General features: G+C 29.4%; 15 protein-coding genes and 1 riboswitch. Of the genes, 14 read left to right on the top strand and 1 reads right to left on the bottom strand.

Going from position 1 to position 21,454, the window contains the following annotated elements; all coding sequences use genetic code 11:
- Window positions 1-35: 35 nt before the first annotated feature.
- The gene (locus tag RSD37_RS02380) at window positions 36-584 is read left to right on the top strand and encodes a carbonic anhydrase (RefSeq protein WP_346945094.1); all 549 of its coding nucleotides are present in this window, start codon (window positions 36-38) and stop codon (window positions 582-584) included.
- 76 nt (window positions 585-660) lie between these two features.
- Here the strand turns inward: RSD37_RS02380 and RSD37_RS02375 are convergent, their stop codons facing one another.
- Window positions 661-1,731: a uroporphyrinogen decarboxylase family protein gene (locus tag RSD37_RS02375; RefSeq protein ID WP_346945093.1), complete on the bottom strand. Its 1,071-nt coding sequence runs from the start codon at window positions 1,729-1,731 to the stop codon at window positions 661-663.
- Between the two features lie 452 nt (window positions 1,732-2,183).
- On the opposite strand from RSD37_RS02375, the gene RSD37_RS02370 reads away from it, so the two are divergent.
- The 13 genes from RSD37_RS02370 to RSD37_RS02310 all read left to right on the top strand — a co-directional run bounded on the left by RSD37_RS02370 (window position 2,184) and on the right by RSD37_RS02310 (window position 21,437).
- Window positions 2,184-4,757, top strand: a complete 2,574-nt coding sequence (locus RSD37_RS02370; RefSeq protein WP_346945092.1) for a polysaccharide deacetylase family protein — start codon at window positions 2,184-2,186, stop codon at window positions 4,755-4,757.
- A gap of 47 nt (window positions 4,758-4,804) precedes the next feature.
- Window positions 4,805-6,673 carry a glycosyltransferase gene (locus RSD37_RS02365; protein ID WP_346945091.1) on the top strand — a complete coding sequence of 623 codons (1,869 nt, stop codon included), beginning with the start codon at window positions 4,805-4,807 and terminating at the stop codon, window positions 6,671-6,673.
- Window positions 6,663-8,357 carry a glycoside hydrolase gene (locus RSD37_RS02360; protein WP_346945090.1) on the top strand — a complete coding sequence of 565 codons (1,695 nt, stop codon included), beginning with the start codon at window positions 6,663-6,665 and terminating at the stop codon, window positions 8,355-8,357. Before RSD37_RS02365 ends, RSD37_RS02360 begins: the two co-directional genes overlap by 11 nt.
- 16 nt (window positions 8,358-8,373) lie before the next feature.
- The gene (locus RSD37_RS02355) at window positions 8,374-9,438 is read left to right on the top strand and encodes a glycosyl hydrolase family 18 protein (RefSeq protein ID WP_346945089.1); all 1,065 of its coding nucleotides are present in this window, start codon (window positions 8,374-8,376) and stop codon (window positions 9,436-9,438) included.
- A 390-nt stretch (window positions 9,439-9,828) separates the two neighbouring features.
- Complete coding sequence (locus tag RSD37_RS02350; RefSeq protein WP_346945088.1) at window positions 9,829-12,546, top strand: EAL domain-containing protein; 2,718 nt, start codon at window positions 9,829-9,831, stop codon at window positions 12,544-12,546.
- A 170-nt stretch (window positions 12,547-12,716) separates the two neighbouring features.
- A riboswitch (FMN riboswitch) is annotated at window positions 12,717-12,832 on the top strand.
- Window positions 12,833-13,228: 396 nt separating this feature from the next.
- Window positions 13,229-14,326: a bifunctional diaminohydroxyphosphoribosylaminopyrimidine deaminase/5-amino-6-(5-phosphoribosylamino)uracil reductase RibD gene (ribD, locus tag RSD37_RS02345; protein ID WP_346945087.1), complete on the top strand. Its 1,098-nt coding sequence runs from the start codon at window positions 13,229-13,231 to the stop codon at window positions 14,324-14,326.
- 2 nt (window positions 14,327-14,328) lie between these two features.
- Window positions 14,329-14,985 (top strand): riboflavin synthase, encoded by a 657-nt coding sequence (locus tag RSD37_RS02340; RefSeq protein ID WP_346945086.1) that lies wholly within the window; start codon window positions 14,329-14,331, stop codon window positions 14,983-14,985.
- A gap of 21 nt (window positions 14,986-15,006) precedes the next feature.
- Complete coding sequence (locus RSD37_RS02335) at window positions 15,007-16,209, top strand: bifunctional 3,4-dihydroxy-2-butanone-4-phosphate synthase/GTP cyclohydrolase II (protein WP_346945085.1); 1,203 nt, start codon at window positions 15,007-15,009, stop codon at window positions 16,207-16,209.
- Between the two features lie 41 nt (window positions 16,210-16,250).
- Entirely contained in the window at window positions 16,251-16,712 is a 462-nt protein-coding gene (gene ribE / locus RSD37_RS02330; RefSeq protein WP_346945084.1) for a 6,7-dimethyl-8-ribityllumazine synthase, read from the top strand.
- A gap of 310 nt (window positions 16,713-17,022) precedes the next feature.
- Window positions 17,023-17,757 carry a hypothetical protein gene (locus tag RSD37_RS02325; RefSeq protein WP_346945083.1) on the top strand — a complete coding sequence of 245 codons (735 nt, stop codon included), beginning with the start codon at window positions 17,023-17,025 and terminating at the stop codon, window positions 17,755-17,757.
- A 135-nt stretch (window positions 17,758-17,892) separates the two neighbouring features.
- The gene (locus RSD37_RS02320) at window positions 17,893-18,195 is read left to right on the top strand and encodes a DUF5692 family protein (RefSeq protein WP_346945082.1); all 303 of its coding nucleotides are present in this window, start codon (window positions 17,893-17,895) and stop codon (window positions 18,193-18,195) included.
- A 336-nt stretch (window positions 18,196-18,531) separates the two neighbouring features.
- Window positions 18,532-20,250 carry a methyl-accepting chemotaxis protein gene (locus tag RSD37_RS02315; protein WP_346945081.1) on the top strand — a complete coding sequence of 573 codons (1,719 nt, stop codon included), beginning with the start codon at window positions 18,532-18,534 and terminating at the stop codon, window positions 20,248-20,250.
- Window positions 20,251-20,483: 233 nt separating this feature from the next.
- Window positions 20,484-21,437, top strand: a complete 954-nt coding sequence (locus RSD37_RS02310) for a rhodanese-like domain-containing protein (RefSeq protein WP_346945080.1) — start codon at window positions 20,484-20,486, stop codon at window positions 21,435-21,437.
- The last annotated feature ends 17 nt before the right edge of the window (window positions 21,438-21,454 follow it).

The following is a 21,454-nucleotide window of genomic DNA, read 5'->3' as shown; positions in this document are numbered from 1 at the left end:
TTAAAAAGTAATTTATATGAAAGAAGGGGATTGTAATGATAGAAGAAATATTAAATTTTAATCGTGATTTTGTAGCAGAGAAGAAATATGAGTCTTATAGAACCAGCAAATATCCAAACAAAAAGGTTGCCATTGTTACATGTATGGATACTAGATTAACAGAATTACTTCCAGCAGCCCTAGGGATGAAAAACGGTGATGCAAAAATCATTAAGAATGCTGGAGGAATTATTTCTCATCCTTTTGGAAGTGTTGTCCGTAGTCTATTGATTGCTGTATATGAACTTAATGTAAATGAAATTCTTGTAATAGGTCATACGGATTGTGGAGTTCAACATATGGATAGTGAAGAGATGATTCACCATATGGAACTGAGGGGCATTCCCAATGAACGAGTTGCACTAGCTCGGGATTTTGGTATTAACCTAGATCGTTGGCTGAGAGGATTTGAGGATGTGAACGCTTCTGTACAAAGCTCCGTGGCATTGTTACGACGCCATCCCCTTATGCCAGATGATATTTCTATATATGGATATGTTATGGACTCTATAACCGGTGAACTAACACTTGTTTCGGACAATTAATTGAAAAAAATTCCTAAGCAAATAGATTATTATAGTATCTATTTGTTTAGGAATTTAAATAAAACTACTATTTTTATTAATCTTCCATTAGTTTTTCAAAATCTATTGGATATTTCCCATATAGTTTACCAGCGGCCATAAACATCTCGATATTCTCCATTGGTGTATGCATTGGTATTTGACATCCTGTACTTAAAATATACCCATTCTTAGAATCATGACCTTTCCTAATACATTCTTTAACTGATCTAAAAATGTCTTCTTTGGTTCCTGCATACAAAACATCAACAGGTGGAACATTTCCAGTAATGACAACCCTATCGCCTATTATTTTTTTAGCTTCTTCTATGTCTTCTATATTATCAATACTAAAATTAGAAATTCCTGTATTGACAACATCTTGCCAAATTTCTTTGCTCTTTCCACATATATGTATACCAGGTGATTTGCCTGTTTTTTCTTTTATTTTATCAACATTTTTCTGAAGAGCAGGCAAGGAAAACTCTCTAAATTGCTTTGGACTTATAAGACTAGTGGATGAAACTGGATCAGCAAATCCAATAGATATACCTAATTTAGCAACTTCTTCTATATATCTATTGTTGGATTCTGCCACTATTTCCATCAGAGTATGGACTTTTTTAGGATATTTAATCATCCATTTTAATAAATTTTCTGTTCCAACTACAGAAGCGGCAACACTAAAAGGGCCAGACATAGAAGCACTAACATCTACTTCATCTATGAGTGCATTTTTAGTAAGTCTTAATGCTTCGATTAAGATTGGCAACTTCCCATCCTTTAGAGGATCTGCTATTTTAAGATATTCTATTTCATTTACAGAATTAATAGCTGGTTCTAGTAAATAGGAAATAGAATAATCTGGATAACCAACTTTAGCTCCCATAGCCTCTGCAACTCCTCTAAGACTAGTAGATATACCTACACTATCATGACGAAGTTTTCTAAATAAAGCTATTTCTAAATCCGCCATAAGCTCTGCTGAATGATAATAGTCCTTGGCTGTCACCCCAATAAAAGGTACCATAGTTGCTCCCATATCAGGAATACATATTAGTCGGTCAATTTCATTCCCTTTAGAGAATGCATCCATTCTTTCTTTTGGAGTCATTTCTTCTTTAATCACTTAAAACTCCCCTTTCTAATGAAAATATATTTCTAGTAATAAATTAACAAATATAACGCTCAAATCATTATATAAGATATACCACAACATTTATAATTATATTATAAAAAATTTATAACTACTCAACTATTTATATCAAGTGTAAAATATAACCATTGAAAAATCAACTAAATATTACAAAATATTTAACTTGAATTATTCATAAAAAAGAAAACTATGATATACATGGACTTAATCCTATATTTATTAATATTTTTAATTTTCATTTAAAAAGCATATTAGTTGTTGATGGAATCTCATGGTCTATGGAAATTAAAAAGAAATGTCATAGAAAGATTATGTACATTAAATTTAAGTCTATTCTAACAATAATTGTTCGTTGAAATAAATTATCTTTAAAGTTAAAATGTAAATACAAGATAAAATAAGAAAATAAATGGAGAAGAAAAAATATGAAAAAAAAGTGGATTAGTATCACTGTAATTTTGGCATTTGCTATAGGAGTAGGTATACTTACATATAAAAGTTATATAAAAGGAAATGATGTTAAAGATATAATTATAAATAAAAGAAACAAGTATGATGCATCAGAAGAAATAAAGGAAGCATTAAATTTATTAGATAGTAATAAAAAAGCAGAAATTATAACCAATGTGGAAACTGCATCTAATATAGTGGCATTATCCTTTGAGGGGATCAGTGATGTTACGACTATGGAAAAAATAGTGGATTTATTAAATGAGTATGGCGTAAAGGCAACTTTTTTTATTCCTGGTGTTAAAGCCGGGGAGGATCCTACCATAGTAAAAAATATTAAAGAAGCTGGTCATGACGTAGGAAGTGAAACTCTTTCAGATACTAAGTCTATGGAAAAGCTATCTCACAAAGAATTAGTTACTGATTTTTGTCGTGCTAATAAAGTATTAGAAACTATTATTAAGGAGAAACCAACTTTACTAAAATGTAAATCAACTACGTATACTGATGAAGTCTTAGCGGCTGCCTACGCATCAGGGAATAAGTATGTAGTTCATAGTGATCATTATCTTAGCTATCAAAGCTTTAAGGATTATGAACAGGTTCAGGGTTATGTAAATAAATTAGATAATGGAACTATTATTTCTATTAAAGTTAATGGTGTTCTTGATGATTTTGAATATGAAATACAAAAAGAGGAAGAAAAGCCAGCTGTAGATAAACAGGCTGGTATAGATGAATCTACCAATGAAGAAAAAGAAGAAGTAACTGTTGTTAAAATAGTAGAATGGTTATTAAAAGCTATAGATAATCAGAAAAAGTCCGTTGTACAAGTGAATGAATTAGTGGGTATGCAAAAAAGAAATGAGTTGTCATCACCTGAAAATATATCAAATATAGAAGAAATTTATATAGATGAAGGTGACGAACAACAAAATAATAATTCACAAGGGAATAACCAAGAGGAGAATCTTATAGATTCAGTGAATTTCAAGGAATTAATAGAAAAAAATAATGGCAAGTTAGCACCTGTGGTTTCAGAATTTTATACTACGAAGGAAGCTTTATCATATACATTTAGAGGCTTAAGTGATGAAGTCGTGTTAAATCAAGTTTTACTATCTTTAGATAAAATAAATGCTAAAGGAACATTCTTTGTTACAAAGGATGAAATAAATAAATATCCAGATAGAATTGACAAAATCTTAAAGGCAGGTCATGAAATTGGAAATGGAGGAATAACAACTAGTTCAAATTTATTGATTAAATCTACAGAAGAGATTTGTAGAGAAATATATGAAGTAGATCAATTGTTAAGGAAGCTGGGAATAAGTACAAAGGCATATATGCCTGGATATGGGTATGTAGATGCAGAGGTTCAAGAAGCGTTATCTTCAATCAATAGGATGGATAACCTTAAAAACTATGAATTATTTACATATTCTAAATCGCCTATTAATCATAAATATAAAAATATGAGTGTAGAAGAAATTGTATCTGATTATCTTAATGTAAATACATATGCATCATTAAGAAAGGGCGAAATTGTTTACTTTAGGATGGATACAGGCTTATTTCAAGATAGTAATACTATAGCAAATATTATTGAATTAGTTACTATAAATTACGTAAAAAATGGACATGTTAATAAGTATAATAAATTATCACAATCCTATGATTTAGTTCAAAAGCCATTAAGTTATTCTGTTGTAACTATAAGTGAATTACAAAGCACAATGGAAGTAGATTCTAAGTTAGGCAGGTATAGTTTACAGGGGAATAATATTAATTCACTAAATAGAAGAACTTATGAAGAAGCTTTATCCATAATGAAAACCAATTATATTGGAAATAAATATGTAGATTTAAGTGATTTAAGTCAGGATGAGCAGTTGTTAATGGACAAAACAGGAACTATTGATACCAATGGTGAAAATGTGATTTTCTTTACCTTTGATGACTGGGGTGGAGATCCTATTGTTAATGAAATATTAGATGTACTTAATAAGCATCAGGTTAAGGGAAGTTTTTTTGCAATATCAAAGTATATTGACATAAATAGTGGCGTATCCAATGTTAATCCCAATTTACTTAGAACTATTGCAATTAATGGACATGATATCGGAAGTCACAATTATAATCATGAAACTTTAGATACTAGTAAGGATGAATTGAAGGTTTCATTAATTAAATCCTATGAGGTAATGGCTAATGTTATAGGTGATTTAAATTCCTTAACACCATATTTTAGACCACCAACTTTACTTGTAAAAAAAGAAGGATTGGCAGAGGTGTTTGAAAGTGGATTTAAATACTCTATTAATGGGAATATTTCTACTCATGATTATGAAAGTAGCTCTTCACAAGAAATTGTTGATTCTGTAGAAGCGAATTTGATTAAAGGTAGAGGTAATATTATTGTAATGCATATGAATAATCAAAGTTACTATACTGCGGAAGCTTTGGATATTTTCTTAACTAATAATGAAAATGGAGTATATGGTGAAAAGTATAAGATTGCAAAGCTAAGTGATTATCTAGAAAAATAATCTTTATAAAATCATGAGAAGTTTTAAGAAGGGGACTTGGGAATAATATGAAAAAAAACAAAAAAGATAAAACCAATGATGTTCTTTTAAAGCCCCGTAGAGATAGACGTTTATTGTCAAATGTTCCTGACAAAGAAGAAATAAGAAATAACATTGATCGTAGGGGACATCAGGTATTAGATGAATATAAGGGAGATCCTAGTGCGTTTATAATTAGTAGGAATGCTGGCATAAGATATGTAATGCAAACGGATATTAGGATTACCTGTAGAAGCAATAAGGGCAATAATAAGTTTATAGTGAAATCTTTGGATGTTTCTACCACGGGAGTTTTATTAGAATTAGAAAGTGAAGCACAATTTAATATTATAAGTAATGCCAGTGATATAAAGCTAGAATTTAAAGTGTTACCTGGTTCTATGCCAGAGGGCTATGAAATGAAGGTTAAAATTAAAGGGAAAAAGGTTAGAGAGTCTATCTCACCAGAAGGGAAAAATATCTGTGGAATAGAATTTGAAGAGACTTTATCACAGTATTCTAGTAGAAGGAAAGACAGATATATACTAGTTACATCTAGTTTAATTTTGTTATTTATTACTTTGTTTATTATGTTAATGCGTGCAGAGAGTGTTATATATTTTAGATTTAATAAATGGATATACTTATATAGTATTATTGCTGCAGTATTTTTACTTAGTAGATATTTATTTGGAATGTTATATAAGCCTATGCCAATAGATGTTGATTATACACCTGGTGTAACCATTATTATACCTTGCTTTAATGAAGAAGAATGGATTGAAAGAACAATTTTAAGCTGTATTAATCAAGATTATCCTATTGATAGGCTAGAAGTTATAGTAGTGGATGATTGTTCTAATGATAAATCTGTAGAAAAAATTAAAGAAGCTATTGATAAGTTAAGTAATGAGGCAGAAAGATTTGATACAAAATATAGATTAAAATATTTTGTACAAGAAGAGAATTTAGGTAAAAGAGATGCCCTTAGCAGAGGAGTTAAGGAAGCTAAACATGATTTAGTTGTGTTTGTTGATTCAGATAGCTTTTTAGAGCCCTTTGCTATAAGAAATTTAGTTCAGCCATTTAAAGATCCTAAAATGGGAGGAGTATCTGGGAGAACCGATGTGGCAAATACATATACCAATGTATTAACTAAGATGCAATCCGTACGTTATTACATAGCATTTAGAATTATGAAGGCAGCAGAAGCATATTTTGATGCTGTTACATGTTTATCAGGACCATTATCTTGCTATAAAAAGCAAATAATCTTAGACAATATGGACCTATGGTTAAATCAAAAATTCTTAGGGCAAAAGGCAACCTTTGGAGATGATCGTGCCATGACTAATTTTGTATTAAAAGGTCATCGTACCAGTTATCAAGATACTGCAATTTGTTCTACTATTGTACCTAATAGATATAAAGTATTTCTTAAACAACAAATGAGATGGAAGCGTTCTTGGTTAAGAGAATCAATAATTGCAGGTAAATTTATGTGGAAAAAGGAGCCTTTTATGGCTGTGTTCTATTATATGGGAGTAGTGGTTCCTATTGCAGCTCCAATAGTTGTTACATATAATTTGATTTATGTTCCAATTATGCATAGGGTATTTCCGACCACATTCCTAGTGGGAATACTAATGATGGCTTTAATGATGAGCTTTGCTCAAATGTTTCTTAGAAGAAGTACAACTTGGATTTTTGGTATGTTATTTTGTATTTATTATGAGGCAGTGTTATTGTGGCAAATGCCTATTGCATGGGTAACCTTTTGGAAATCCACATGGGGTACACGAATGACACCTAGCGATATAAAAGCCCAAAATAAAAAGGAAAAAAGAATTGCTGCTAGTAAGTTAAACAAAAGAGGAGGGGAAAAGAATGAAAAATAGTACTTTTTCTCCTGAAAGAAAAGATATAATTAAGATAGCAAGAGGTATATTACAAGGCGTTATTTTAATCACATTGTTAATAATTGTTATAAAAGCTTTATTTTCATTTTCTGTATATGAGTCTTATGATTCATCAAAGTTAAGTAATAGTCAAGATACTGGGTTTATCGCAGTGTCTTATTTTGGTGTAGATCGTACAGGTAGTGATACTTTAATAAGTTCTAAAAGATTAGATGAACATATTAAGGCATTAAAAGATAATGGATATGTAACAATTACTCAAAATGATATTATGAATTATTATTTAAAAGGTAAGGCTTTACCACCCAAATCCTTATTTTTGCTATTTGAAGATGGAAGAAGAGATACGGCAATATTTGCTCGAAAAATCATTGAAGAATATAATTTAAAGGCAACTATGTTAACTTATGCTGATAAATTTGCAAAGGAAGACTCAAAATTTTTAAAAGCCAATGATTTGTTAGAATTAGTGGACAGCTCCTATTGGGAATTGGGTACAAATGGATATAGGTTGGAGTATATAAATGTATTTGATAAAACTTCAAATTATCTAGGAAGATTAAATTCAGTTGAATTTGCAAAAGTAGCTTCAAATATTGATAGAAATTATAATCACTATTTAATGGACTATATTAGGGACGAATATAATATTCCAACAGAGTCCTATGAAGAAATAAAACAGCGCATTGATAGTGATTATGAGTCTTTATCGAAAGTATATACTGAAGAACTTAGTCAGGTCCCTAAATTGTATGCTTTAATGCACTCTAATACAGGACAATTTGGTACTAATGATAAGGTAAGTGAAATAAATGGTAGATGGATTAAAGATTTATTTAATATGAATTTTAATAGAGAAGGATATTCATTGAATTCTTCAGCTAGTTCAATTTATGATTTAACTAGAATTCAACCACAGTCCTATTGGTCAACTAATCATTTATTAATGAGGATTTGGGATGATACTAAGCAAGATATTGACTTTGTAGTTGGTGATGAAGAAAAATCAAGTAAATTTAAAGAAGTATCAGGAAAAGCTGAATTTAAGGATGATACTATTATATTAACATCGTTACCAGAGGGAAAGGGAACTCTTAAATTATTAGACAGTGATAATTATAAGGACATTAAAGTGTCAACACTATTAAATGGTAATGTTATAGGATCTCAAGCAATTTATTTAAGGTCTAATGAAGATCAAAGTAATAGTCTATGTGTCCAGCTTATGAATAATGTAATAAACATTATTGAAAATTCAAAGGGAAACAAAAAAGTTATATTTTCATTGAATTTAAGTGAAGATCATGGTAAAAATGAGGAAGAAAAATTTGATATAAAGGATGTAGGAAGTAGAAAGATTGATATAACATTAGCTAATAATAAAATTAGTCTAGCTATGGATGAATCTATTGTTGTTAAGGACTTAGAAGTAAACAATGATGATGTAGGAAGTATTTATTTAGAGTCTGCATGGGGAGAATATGGTTATAGTCAAAGAAATATTGCAGATGATGTATATGATGGTGTATTTAAAAAGCTTAAGGTAACCGATGTTAATGATAATGAATTACATGATAGCTCACTAAAAGCCATTGATGGTGTAATTTATTCCATTAAAAAATCCTTTAACATAATTATAGATTGGTTTATCAAATATTTATAGAGTGTAGGAGTGCCAAATGAATAAAAAGATGAAGAATACCTGGATTTTTGTTACTGTAATTTTAATAACCAGTACGTTGCTATATGGATGTTCAAAAGGGAATAATCTTAATGAAAGTAATGATAAAGAAGAAAATGAGCAAATAATTATTAATGAGGATAAAAGGATATTTGATGAAAATATTGATAATTTATCAGCATGGATTGCTTATTGGGATTTAGATGTTAATGAAGAACTTAAGATTTTAGATAAACAGCTAAAGGAAATTTCTTATTTTGGAGCTTACTTTGATTCCCACAATGAACTGGTAATGACACAACAATTAGTAAATTATTATAATGAAACAAAAAATCAGGATTATATTAAATATCTAACTATTGTTAATGATAAAATAAATAGTGATGGTACATCGCTACTAAAAGATACTCACTTGTTAAAGTCATTATTAACGGATTCTACTTTAAGAAGTAAACATGTTAAAGATATTATAAATTTAGCATCTCAATATGGGTTTGATGGTATAGAAATTGATTATGAACAAATTAAAGGTGATATGGAATTATGGAATAATTACTTATTGTTTATTAATGAATTATATAATGAATCAGAAATGGCTGGACTAAAACTAAGAGTTATATTAGAACCTAATACACCCTTTGATAATATAGAGTTTGCAGAGGGACCAACCTATGTAATGATGTGCTACAATTTACATGGCGGCTTTAGTGAACCGGGAGAAAAATCAAATTCCAACTTTATCAAAGAGTTAATAGATAAAATGGAAAAAGTTCCAGGGAACAAGAGCTTTGCAATTGCTACTGGTGGCTTTAATTGGAGATCTGATGGAAAGGTGACCTCATTGTCTGAAGTGGAGGCTAAGGAATTGGTAAAAGAATACAATGCAAAGGAAGAAGTTGAAGCAGAAAGTCAATGCATGGTATTTAAATACACTGATGAAGCTGGTATTGAACATGAGGTATGGTATGCAAATAAGAACACTTTAAGTTCATGGATGAAGGTTATAGAAGAAAAAGGCTATGGTATCAGCCTTTGGAGATTAGGTGGGAATTTATTCAGATAGATTTAAATAATGTATTATCTTTTCATTAAAACAAAGAAAGCAAAGAAGCTAGTAATGGAAAATGTTAAAGGCTTTATATAATAAGTAAGTATAAAATATTTAATGTGTTGGTAGAGAAGATAGAGATTCTTGAACCAACACATTTTGTTTTTGTATTGAAGAATGGGATGAGGATTGAGGAAAATATTTAACAATTAATCGTAAAATTCTTCTTATAGTTATTATTTTGTTGTATAATGTGGATATTAGTGAATAATATAGGAGTTTAAAGGGGTCTATGTATTAAAATGACATTTTAAAGTATTGACAAAAGAAAAAGAAAGAATATTTATATATGGATTAATTCTATATAATATTGAGTTTTATATGTTACTAGGAGTAGATGATTTTATGGATAAATTTTACTGGCATGATATGAAAAGAATTTTAAGAAGTTATATATTAATTATTATTCCAATTATTTTTGCTACTATATTTGTTTATAGTTACATTTCAAGAAGTGAAATAGAAAAAACAAGAGATGTTGTAATTGAGGAACAAAAGCAAAAATCAAAAGTTATTAACTACATTATAGAAGATATTGTTCAGGATATTTACGAAGATTTATTAGTTATGAAAAATTCAAACGAAGTATATAACTATATAAATCAGACAAATGATTATAATTTGTTACAAGCAGAGCAGCTCTTGTTAAGAGTAGCAAATAATAAAAAAAACTTTGATAAAATACGGATTATTAATAGTGAAGGAAGAGAAGTTATCAGTGTTAATAATGAAAAGGGAGGTCCTAATTTAATACCTTCCTATGATTTGCAAGATAAAAAAGATAGCTTTTATTACATAGAAACAAATAAATTAAGTGAAGGTGAGATTTATTTTTCAGATATGGATTTAAACCAGGAAAATGGAAAAATTGAAGTACCACATAAACCTATTGTTAGAATTTCTACACCTTTATATTCAAATGATAATACATATCAAGGTATTTTAATCATAAATTATTTAGCACAAGATTTTTTAAATGTGTTTAATGAACAGTTTCAAGATACAGAATATAGTTTTATTAGACCATCATTAATAAATAGTAATGGCTATTATCTTCACAATAAAGATATAGATAAGAGCTTTGGGTTTATGTTTGATGAAAAGAAAAATATTTCCTTATTGATTGAAGATCCAACATTCTGGGATATAATAAAATCAAATAATAGTGGAATTTACCAAAAAAATAATGAAGTCAACTTTTTTATGAAGGTAGATCCATTATCAAGAATCAGTAAAAAGAGTAATTCTGATTATTACTGGGTTATCTTGTCTAAATTCAACTTGAGGGACTTGCCAATATTAGAGAATACCAATATTTTTGGTATGAAAGATAGAGAGACTTTAATGTTAATTGGTATTAGTATGTTAATTTTCATTATAGTGACGGTAAATTACTACAATAAAAAGGACAAGGAAGAGCTAAATATTACAAAAATAATACCTGAAAATATTAATGATGCAGTGATTATAACAGATTATAAAACAAATATAATTTATGCTAATAATGCTTTTGAGAAAGCAACAGGATATAGCAAAGATGAAGTTTTAGGGTTAAAGCCAAATTATTTTAAGTCAAACAAGCAATCTCCTGAATTTTATCGGGGGATGTGGAAAAGCATCCATGAGAAAGGGTATTGGAAAGGGGAATTATGGGATAGAAAAAAAGATGGTATGCTGTATCCTAAAAAAATTAATATATTTGAAATCAATAATAATTCTAATAGGAATGCACTGAAATATATAGGTATATTTACAGATTTGACTAAACTTAAGAAAGAACAAGAATATATAGCTAAACTGAAAAATTACAATTTCGAAACTAATTTACCTAATGAGAATTTGCTCTTAAGATTAATTAATAGTAGCATAAATGGAAAGGTAAATAACTTTTTTGTTATATATTTTTCAATCGAAAATTATAATAGTATTATGTTAGATTTAGAACAAGATGATCAGGTTTTTCTTAATGTTTTAATTGAGCGCATAAAAAGTATGATTAATGAAGAAGACTTTATTGCTCAAATTAGTAAAAATAACTTTGTAATTGGGGTATCATCGCTTAATAATATAGAGGAATTAGAGCACTTTCTTGAAGGCTTTTTTGAGGGAAATAAAAAATCAGTTTATTTAAAGGAAAAAGAATTGTTTTTCAATATTAAAGCAGGTATTTCTATTTATCCCAAAGATGCTTCTACTGCAAATGAACTTATTATTAATGCATATATAGCATTGGAAAAAGTCTTAGATGAAAAAGAAAAAAATTACTTATATTACGAGGAAACTTTTAAAAATAATATTAGAAAAGAAGTAGAAATGGATTTATTTTTAAGAAAAGCTATTTTAAATAATGAACTTAATGTTTACTATCAACCTCAGATTCAAATAGATAAAGAGAAAATTGTAGGGGCTGAGGCACTTATAAGATGGAATAATAATCAGTTAGGAAGTATTTCACCAGATGTTTTTATTCCGTTAGCAGAAAAAACAGGTCAAATTATTGAAATAGGTTACTGGTTAATAGAAAGAATATTTAAAGACTATTCATCAATAAAAGAAAAGTTGAGTTCTGATTTTAGATTTTCAATAAATGTTTCTCCGATACAATTTAAAGATAAAAATCTTTTACCTAACTTCAAAAAACTTATAAAACAATACAAAGTAAACCCTGAAAATTTTGAAATCGAAATAACTGAAAGTGTTTTAATGTTTGATGTTAATATTATTAATGAGAAGTTGCATGAATTTAAAGAACTGGGTATAACTGTAGCTATAGATGATTTTGGAACAGGGTTTTCATCGTTAAGTTACTTGAAAAATTTAAATATTGATAAATTGAAAATTGATAGAAGTTTTATAAAGGATTATCCTGAAAAAGATAATGGAGAGATCGCTCAGGTAATAACTAATATGGCAAATAAATTGGGGTTAAAGGTTATAGGGGAGGGAGCAGAAACTATAGAACAGGTTAACTATCTTCAATCTGTAGGATGTCAATTAATTCAAGGTTATTATTATTGTCGTCCTTTGTCTAAAAATGATTTCTATGAATATATTCATAAATAATTTAAGATATTAAACGATATTTGTACCGCAAATAATATATAATTAGGATAAAAAGTATGATATAGACAAGCCGATAAACTTAAAAATGAAATCTTCTTAAAAAGAATAGATTTTTTTAAAAAGTATTGACATAAGATAAAAAAAGCAATACAATGTTGTCATAAAATTTAATAAGTCTTCAGGGCAGGGTGAAATTCCCTACCGGCGGTAAAGCCCGCGAGCCTTAGTGGTATGATTCGGTGAAACTCCGAAGCCGACAGTAAAGTCTGGATGTGAGAAGATGAATATAAAGTATAGTAATCTAAGCATAACTATATTAGTTTATTTTGTGTATTCAGCTCTGAAATATTTTGTATTTCAGAGCTTTTTTTAGATTATTATTACTTTAATAGAATTGTATAATTATACATATCATAAAACTATTTTTATTTTAATATAGAATAGATAGTTGATTATTTATAATATTACTATGGAGCCCTGAGTTTTTTAACTTGGGGCTTTTATTTTTAACCAAAATGATGATGATTCTTCCATCCTCTTAGATAGGAGATGGATAGCCCTTGATGTTAGTCAACTTATAAGTATAAAATTTGTAAAAAAACACATATTATAATTGGTAGTGCTTCAAGAGATGTAGTGAAAAAACACATTGAAAATTAAGGAATGAAATGAGGTGATTCTATTGAATGAGAATTATATGAAATTAGCTATAGAATTAGCTAAAAAGGGTAAGGGGAAAGTTAATCCTAATCCAATGGTTGGCGCAGTTATTGTGAATGGTGGGAAAATAATAGGTCAAGGATACCATGAAGAATATGGCAAGGCCCATGCTGAGGTAAATGCTTTTAAAAGTGTTAGTGAAGACCCTGAAGGAGCCACAATATATGTTACTTTAGAGCCGTGTTCTCATTATGGGAAAACACCGCCTTGTGTAGAAAAAATTATTGAAAATAGAATCGCTAAGGTTGTTGTTGGAACCCTCGATCCTAATCCTTTAGTTGCTGGAAGAGGAATTGAAATCCTTAGAGCTTCAGGAATAGAAGTTATAATTGGAGTGTTAGAAGAAGAATGTAAAAAGATTAATGAAGTGTTTATGAAATATATAGTAAAGAAAAAACCATTTGTAGTTTTAAAATCAGCCATGTCTTTAGATGGTAAGATAGCTACAGCATCAGGAGAGTCAAGGTGGATTACAGGAGAAGAAGCAAGATATGAAGTACATAAGTTAAGGAATGAATTATCTGCCATTATGGTAGGTGTTGATACAGTTATTAAAGACAATCCAGAATTGACTTGCAGATTAGAAGAAGGTAGAAACCCAATAAGAATAGTTGTAGATAGTAAACTTAGAATTCCTATGGAGTCAAAGGTTATAGTTGATACTGATAAAGCTAAAACCATTATTGCCACAACGGATATGGCAGCTAAAGATAAAATTGCAATACTAGAGAACCAAGGAGTAGTGGTATTAATTGTTAAATCAAAGGATGGAAGAGTAGACCTACAGGAATTAATGATTAAATTAGGAGAATTAAATATAGATGGAATTTTATTAGAGGGGGGAGCTTCACTAAGCTTTTCAGCATTAGAATCAAGAATAGTAGATAAGATACAGGTTTATATTTCGCCAAAACTAATTGGAGGAGAAAAGTCTAAAACACCAGTAGGCGGAATGGGTATAGAGCTATTAAAAGATGCCTTTAAAGTAGAGAATATGACAGTAAGATTAATAGGAGAGGATATATTACTTGAAGGTTATATGAAGGAGGAGAAAATTTAGAAGTGTTTACAGGAATAGTTGAAGAAATAGGTGTAGTACAAGGAATAAAAAAGGGCGAAAAATCTTCAAAGCTTGTAATTAAAGCTAATAAGATTTTAGAAAAAACAATATTAGGAGATAGTATTTGTACTAATGGTGTATGTCTTACTGTAACAAATTTAAGTGGTAACATCTTTGAAGCAGATGTAATGGCAGAAACCTTACGAAGAAGTAATTTAGGAAAGCTAGCCATAGGCAGTAGAGTGAATTTGGAAAGAGCCTTAAGTTTAGAAGGTAGACTAGGAGGCCATATAGTGAGTGGACATATAGATGGGGTAGGAGAAGTTACTTCTTTAGTTAAAGAAGATAATGCTACATGGGTAAATATAAAGGCTACATCACAGGTGTTAAAATATGTTGTTGAAAAAGGTTCAATTGCGATAGATGGAATAAGTTTAACAGTAGCTTATGTTAATGATGAAGCCTTCAAAGTATCAATAATCCCACATACAGGAGAAGAAACTATATTACTTGCTAAAAAGTCAGGAGATACAGTTAATCTTGAATGTGATGTAATAGGAAAATATGTTGAAAAACTTTTAGGATTAAATACTGTGAAGAAGGAAGCAAAAAGTACTTCAATAAGTGAAGAGTTTCTTATAAATAATGGATTTATGTAAAAAGAGGAGGAATTAATATATATGTTTAAATTCAATAGCATCCAAGAAGCCATAGAGGATATTAAAGAAGGTAAAATTGTAGTAGTCATTGATGATCCAGATAGAGAAAACGAAGGGGATTTATTAATGGCAGCAGAAAAGGTAACCGGGGAAGCTATAAACTTTATGGCTAAGTATGGTAGAGGTCTTATATGTATGCCAGTGGAAGAAGAAAGACTTAAGGAATTAAATGTCCATCCAATGGTGGAAAAAAATACAGATAATCATGAAACAGCTTTTACAGTAGCTATTGACCATGTAGATACAACAACTGGTATTTCAGCATTTGAAAGAGCATTAACAATTCAAAAGGTTTTAGAAGATAGTAAGCCAGAAGACTTTAGAAGACCAGGGCATGTATTCCCCCTAATAGCTAAATCAGGTGGAGTATTAGAAAGAATTGGACATACTGAAGCGGCAGTAGATTTACCTAAGCTTGCAGGATTAAAGCCAGCAGGTGTTATATGTGAAATCATGAATGATGATGGAACAATGGCAAGAACTCCAGAGTTGATGGAGTTTGCGAAGACTCATAACTTAAAGATTATAACTATAGCAGATTTAGTTAAATACAGAAAAGAGAAAGAAACAGAAACTTTAGTGGAAAGAGTAGTAGAAGTAAAAATGCCAACAAAGTTTGGTGATTTTAAAATGTATGGCTTTGTTAACCAATTAAATGGAGAACATCATGTAGCACTAGTTAAAGGTGACATAACAGGGGAAAAACCAGTACTAATTAGAGTACATTCAGAATGTTTAACTGGAGATGCACTGGGATCTAAAAGATGTGATTGTGGAGAGCAATACGATGCAGCTATGAAGAAAATTGCAGAAGAAGGTTCAGGAATATTGCTATACATGAGACAAGAGGGAAGAGGTATAGGACTTATTAACAAGTTAAAGGCTTATGAACTTCAAGATCAGGGCTTTGATACAGTAGAAGCAAATATTAAGCTAGGATTCCCAGCTGATATGAGAAGCTATGATGTAGCAGCAGCGATTTTAAAGGATTTAGGAGTTAAAAAGGTTAGACTTATGACAAATAATCCAAGAAAAATAAATGGGTTAGAAGATTATGATCTCAAAGTAGTTGAGAGAGTTCCTATTCAAATGAATCATAATGAAAAAAATGAATTTTACTTAAAAACTAAACAACAAAAACTAAATCATATGTTATCCTATTAAAAAACTTAAATAGATAATTAAAATTTTAGGAGGAAGAAAAAATGAGAATGATAGAAGGAAATTTAGTAGCAGAAGGTCTTAAGGTTGGTATTGTAGTAGGAAGATTTAACGAATTTATTGTTTCAAAATTGTTAGGTGGAGCGATAGATGGATTAAGAAGACATGGTGTAGATGAAAATAATATCGAAGTTGCTTGGGTACCAGGAGCATTTGAACTTCCATTAATAGCTAAAAAGATGGTGAAAAGCGAGAAATATGATGCAGTTATATGCTTAGGGGCAGTTATAAAAGGATCAACTCCACACTTTGACTATGTATGTTCAGAAGCATCGAAGGGAATTGCATCAGTTTCATTATCATCAGAAAAGCCAGTAGTATTTGGAGTTTTAACAACAGATACAATCGAGCAAGCTATTGAAAGAGCTGGAACTAAAGCAGGAAACAAAGGCTACGATGCAGCAGTAACTGCTATAGAAATGGCAAATCTATTAAAAAAATTCTAATAGAATAAATATTGCTAAAAATGATATTTAATAAGCAACATATACATACAATAAATCAAAAAATGTGTATTAAATAGTATAGAATCTATCCAAAGTGTAGACTGAATTTATAGAAAAAATCTTTAGCGTTAATTAACTATAAAATATATTTATACCAAAGGCTTAGAGCAATTATTTGTTCTAGGCTTTTGGTGTTTTTATAGGTGAAAAGCAAAAGTAAGAAAATTTTTAAAAGGATAAACAATAGAAAACTTATTAAAGACTAAATGAAAAAAAAACTACATATATTAAGTATAAGGGGGGGAATAAGATGAAGAATAAGCAAGTATTATCTATTATTAATTTATTAGGTTTTATTTTTCTACTAATGGCATCTTTTGTGTTTGCTAGAACTGGAAATATGTTTAATACCAATGAAATTATGCCTATTTTTATGCCAGCACCTTATGCTTTTAGCATATGGATACTTATATATATTTTATTAGGCATATGGGTTATTAAAGGTTTTTTTGCCAATACTGATGAGGAAGTCATGTATGAAGATGTGGGATATTGGTTTGTGGTTTGTATGATTTTCACAGGACTTACAATTTTGGTTCCTACAAAGATTTCACCAATATTTATTATAATTGCATTAGTTACTGCACTTGTTATTTATACCATCATTAGTAAAAGTTATGTATCTAAACTATTTAAAGTACCTTTTTCATTTTTAACAGCGTGGTTATCAGTGGCCACTATTGTTAATATTAGCTTGGTACTTAAGATGATGGGAATAACAGAAATTTTTGGAATAGGTGAAGTGGGATGGGCAATTATTATGTTGGTGATAGGAACTTTAATTGCTATTTTATTTACAATTACTCAAATGGATAATATCTATGCTCTTGTTTTCATTTGGGGATATGTAGCAATAGCAATTCATAATAAAGTAATTCAATCTGTAGTAAGAACATCAATTATTATGTGTGTGATTTTGGCAATAACTATTGGCTATAATTTGTATAGATGTAGGGTGAAAAATTACAATACCATTTATAGGTAAATAGTAAAATATTATTCATAATAGTTTTAAAAGAAAAGATTAAAGAACTCTCATTAGAGAGTTCTTTGCCATAAGTAAAAAAATAAAGGGGCATGCATAACACGTTTCTTATGCTGGAGCAGCATTATTATTGTCATGTACAATTTAAGTGTTTTCATAAAGAAGGGTGATTGGTTACAACATCGGGCACATAATTTAGCATTCTGGATGATGTTTGTTATGTCATTCCCAACTTTTGTGGATACTTCTAAATTTGCTGTTAAGTCATCACACAATGAAACAGCACTATTTGTTGTTAGTGCAATAGCATTAGTTTCAAATATTGCAGTGTTTGGTTACCATTTATATAAGATATTTAAATATAAACGTAATCCAATAAAAGAAGAATTATATACAGATTTAGATGCTTATAAAGAAATTATTAATGAAAACAAATAATAGCATATAAAAGAAATGCTAATAATATTAAAAAATATCCTATAGAGTGTGACAAATAGAACTACTCTATAGGATATTTTTATGTATGCAACTATGAATAAAGAATTTTTACAAAAGAAAAAAAGTTTAAATAACTAATTTTATCAATAATATAGTTAACTATTATTTAATGATTTAAGATTAAAAAAATATTACATTTTAGTATTATAGTATATTTGAAAGCTAATATTACATTTTAAAGTTGATATTAACTTTAAAATGTAATATAATACCTCTGAATATAAATATAAGTAACTTCATTGTATAACAACTAAAAATCTAGGGGGATAATTAAGAATGATTAAATTAAATTTGAAAACAAAACTTATATTTTCTTTTAGTATTATGATTATTTTATTAATTACTACTGGCATTGGTAGTATATTTATAATTAATAGTATGAATAAGAATGCTGATGACATTTCATATTCTATGGATGCAGTAAATAGGATTAGGCATGTAGAGAGTAATTTAATTGAAAATAAGGCAAATATACTAATGTTATTAAATGAGAAAGATGAGAATAAGATTAATAATTTAAAAATGAATATGGAAGAGATTAAAAAAGAAGATGATGAATTAATGAAGCAGTATGAAGGAACAGAAGATGATGTTGAAGATGACTGGTTTCCAGGTGAGGAAGAGATTTTCAATGAATTTAAAAATAAATTTGTTGAATATAGAACAAGTAAGGAACAAATTTATAAATTAACTGAAGAAAAAAAATATGATGAAGCTTTAAAACTTAAAGATATAAATGAGTCTCAATGGAAAGCAGTTTATGAATTACTAAACAAGTTAATAAAAATAAATATTGATGGTGGAGAAAATAAAAAATTAGACAGTGATATAATTTATAAACAATCAATATACGTAATCAGCTTTACAATGGTTATAGGATTAATATTAAGTCTTATATTTGGAATTCTTTTGTATAGATATATAATGAAATCATTAAAAAGAATTAGAAGTTTTTCTGATAGTCTTAAAGAACATAATTTTGCAGAGCCTATAATTATAGATGGGAAAGACGAATTTGCAGATATAGGAATTGCACTTAATAATGCTCAAAGTGATGTAAGTACACTTATTAAGAAGATAATAGAAAATACTCAAGAAATTAGTGCATCTAGTGAAGAGTTATTTGCAACTGTAGAAGATATGAATATAAAACTTAATGATATAAATAAATCTACTGTTGAAATTGGAAAAGAGATGGGAGAGACTAGTGCTGGAGCAGAGGAAATATCAGCATCAATTCAGGAAGTAGACTCAAGTATTAATATACTTTCACAGAAAGCAATTGATGGAAGTTCTAATTCTAATGAATCTAAAGAAAGAGCAATTAAAGTTCAAAGTGATGGGAAACTAGCCCTTGAAGAAACAAGAAAGTTATTTACTGAAAATGAAGAAAAGATATTGAAGTCAATAGAAGATGGAAAAGTTGTAGAAGATGTAAAAATTATGGCAGATACAATAGCAGCTATTTCAGCCAATATAAATCTTCTTGCATTAAATGCTGCTATAGAAGCTGCAAGAGCAGGAGATCAAGGAAAGGGATTTGCAGTAGTAGCTGATGAAGTTAGAAAGCTAGCAGAGCAGTCAGCAAATGCTGTAGCTAATGTAGAAACCACAATAGAAAAGATTCAAAATGCTTTTAAGGATTTATCACAAAATTCAAACAATATATTGAGATTTATAGAAAATAAAGTTAATCCTCAGTTTAATAAATTTTCTAGTATGGGTGAGCAGTATTATAAAGATGCTGAATTTATATCTAACATGTCTGAGGATATAGCGGCAATGACAGAAGAAATTAATGCCACAGTAAATGAGGTAAGCAGTGCAGTAAATAGCATGGCACACATGGCGGGAAGGTCATTTGAAAATTCAGATTTTATTGGGAATAGTGTAAATGAAGCGTCAGAAGGCATGGAACAAGTAGCTGCAACAGCACAAAGTCAAGCAGAACTTGCTCAGAAGTTAAGCGAAATGATTGGGGAATTTAAAGTATAAAATATATAGATGTTAATTTATATATAGAATTCAGAGGAAATTCATGAAATGGTAGATCCTACAAAAGAAATTTTTATGTAGTAATAAAAGTATTGTGTTTAAAAGTTGTATTGATATTATTAATACAACTTTTGTTATTTATAGATATAATCAATATTATTTGACTACCATAATTCAGTTTGATACATTGATTAAGGCAAATATACTAAGTCAATCAATAGGGGGTATTAATAATGAAAAAAAGAGGATTAGCTTTTGCATTAGCTATGACATTAGCCTTAAGCTTTGCAGTAGTTGGATGCGGTAAAAAAGATGAAGTAGCTGATTTGAATACAAATGCGGACACATCAACAGTAGAAAAAGTTCCATTTGAAGGCAAGTATATAGTAGATTCTACATATGTTAAAGATATTATAGATAAAGAAAATGTACTTTTAATTGATGCACGTGGAGAAGAAGCTGCTAAGAAAGGAACTATTAAAGGTTCTATAGCAATGATGTGGCAATCAATTGCAGCAGTTGAAGAAGGAAAAACAGGAGATTCCATGTGGGGAACAATTCTTGATAAAGAAGTTTTAAGTAAGAGATTAGGTGACCTTGGGATTAGCAAGGATAAAGAAATTATTCTTTTTGCAGCAGCTCAAAATGGCTGGGGCGATGATGGTAGAATCTTATGGGAACTTGTAGCAGCAGGATATAAGAATGTAAAAATGGTAGATGGTGGATATGATGCAATGGTAAAAGCAGGACTTCCAAGTGTAAAGGAAGTTGCTACTCCAGTACCTACAGAAGTAAAAATAGATACTATTGACAATACTCACGTTATCAACACTGATGAACTAAAGACTAATTACGATAAAGTAAAAGTTATAGATGTTCGTGCTGATGAAGAGTATGATGGAAAAACCTTATATGGCGAAGTAAAGGGTGGACATTTACCAGGAGCAATTCACCTAAAATTTACTGATTTATTCAATGAAGATTCTACATTAAAATCTAATGATGAATTAACAAAAATCTTTGAATCCATTGGACTTTCGAAAAATGATAAAATTGTAGCATATTGTACAGCTGGTATTCGTTCAGCATATATGCAATTAATTCTTGAAATGTGTGGTTTTGAAGATTCAATAAATTATGATGAATCCTACTATAGATGGTGTGCAGTAGAGGAAGTTGAAAAATAAAATTATTAAGTATAATA

Origin of the sequence: Clostridium sp. (genome assembly GCF_036646415.1) — a bacterium.
Classification (GTDB): domain Bacteria; phylum Bacillota; class Clostridia; order Clostridiales; family Clostridiaceae; genus Clostridium_J.
Note: the sequence above shows the minus strand (reverse complement) of the source record. Positions and strands in the feature narration are given on the sequence as shown.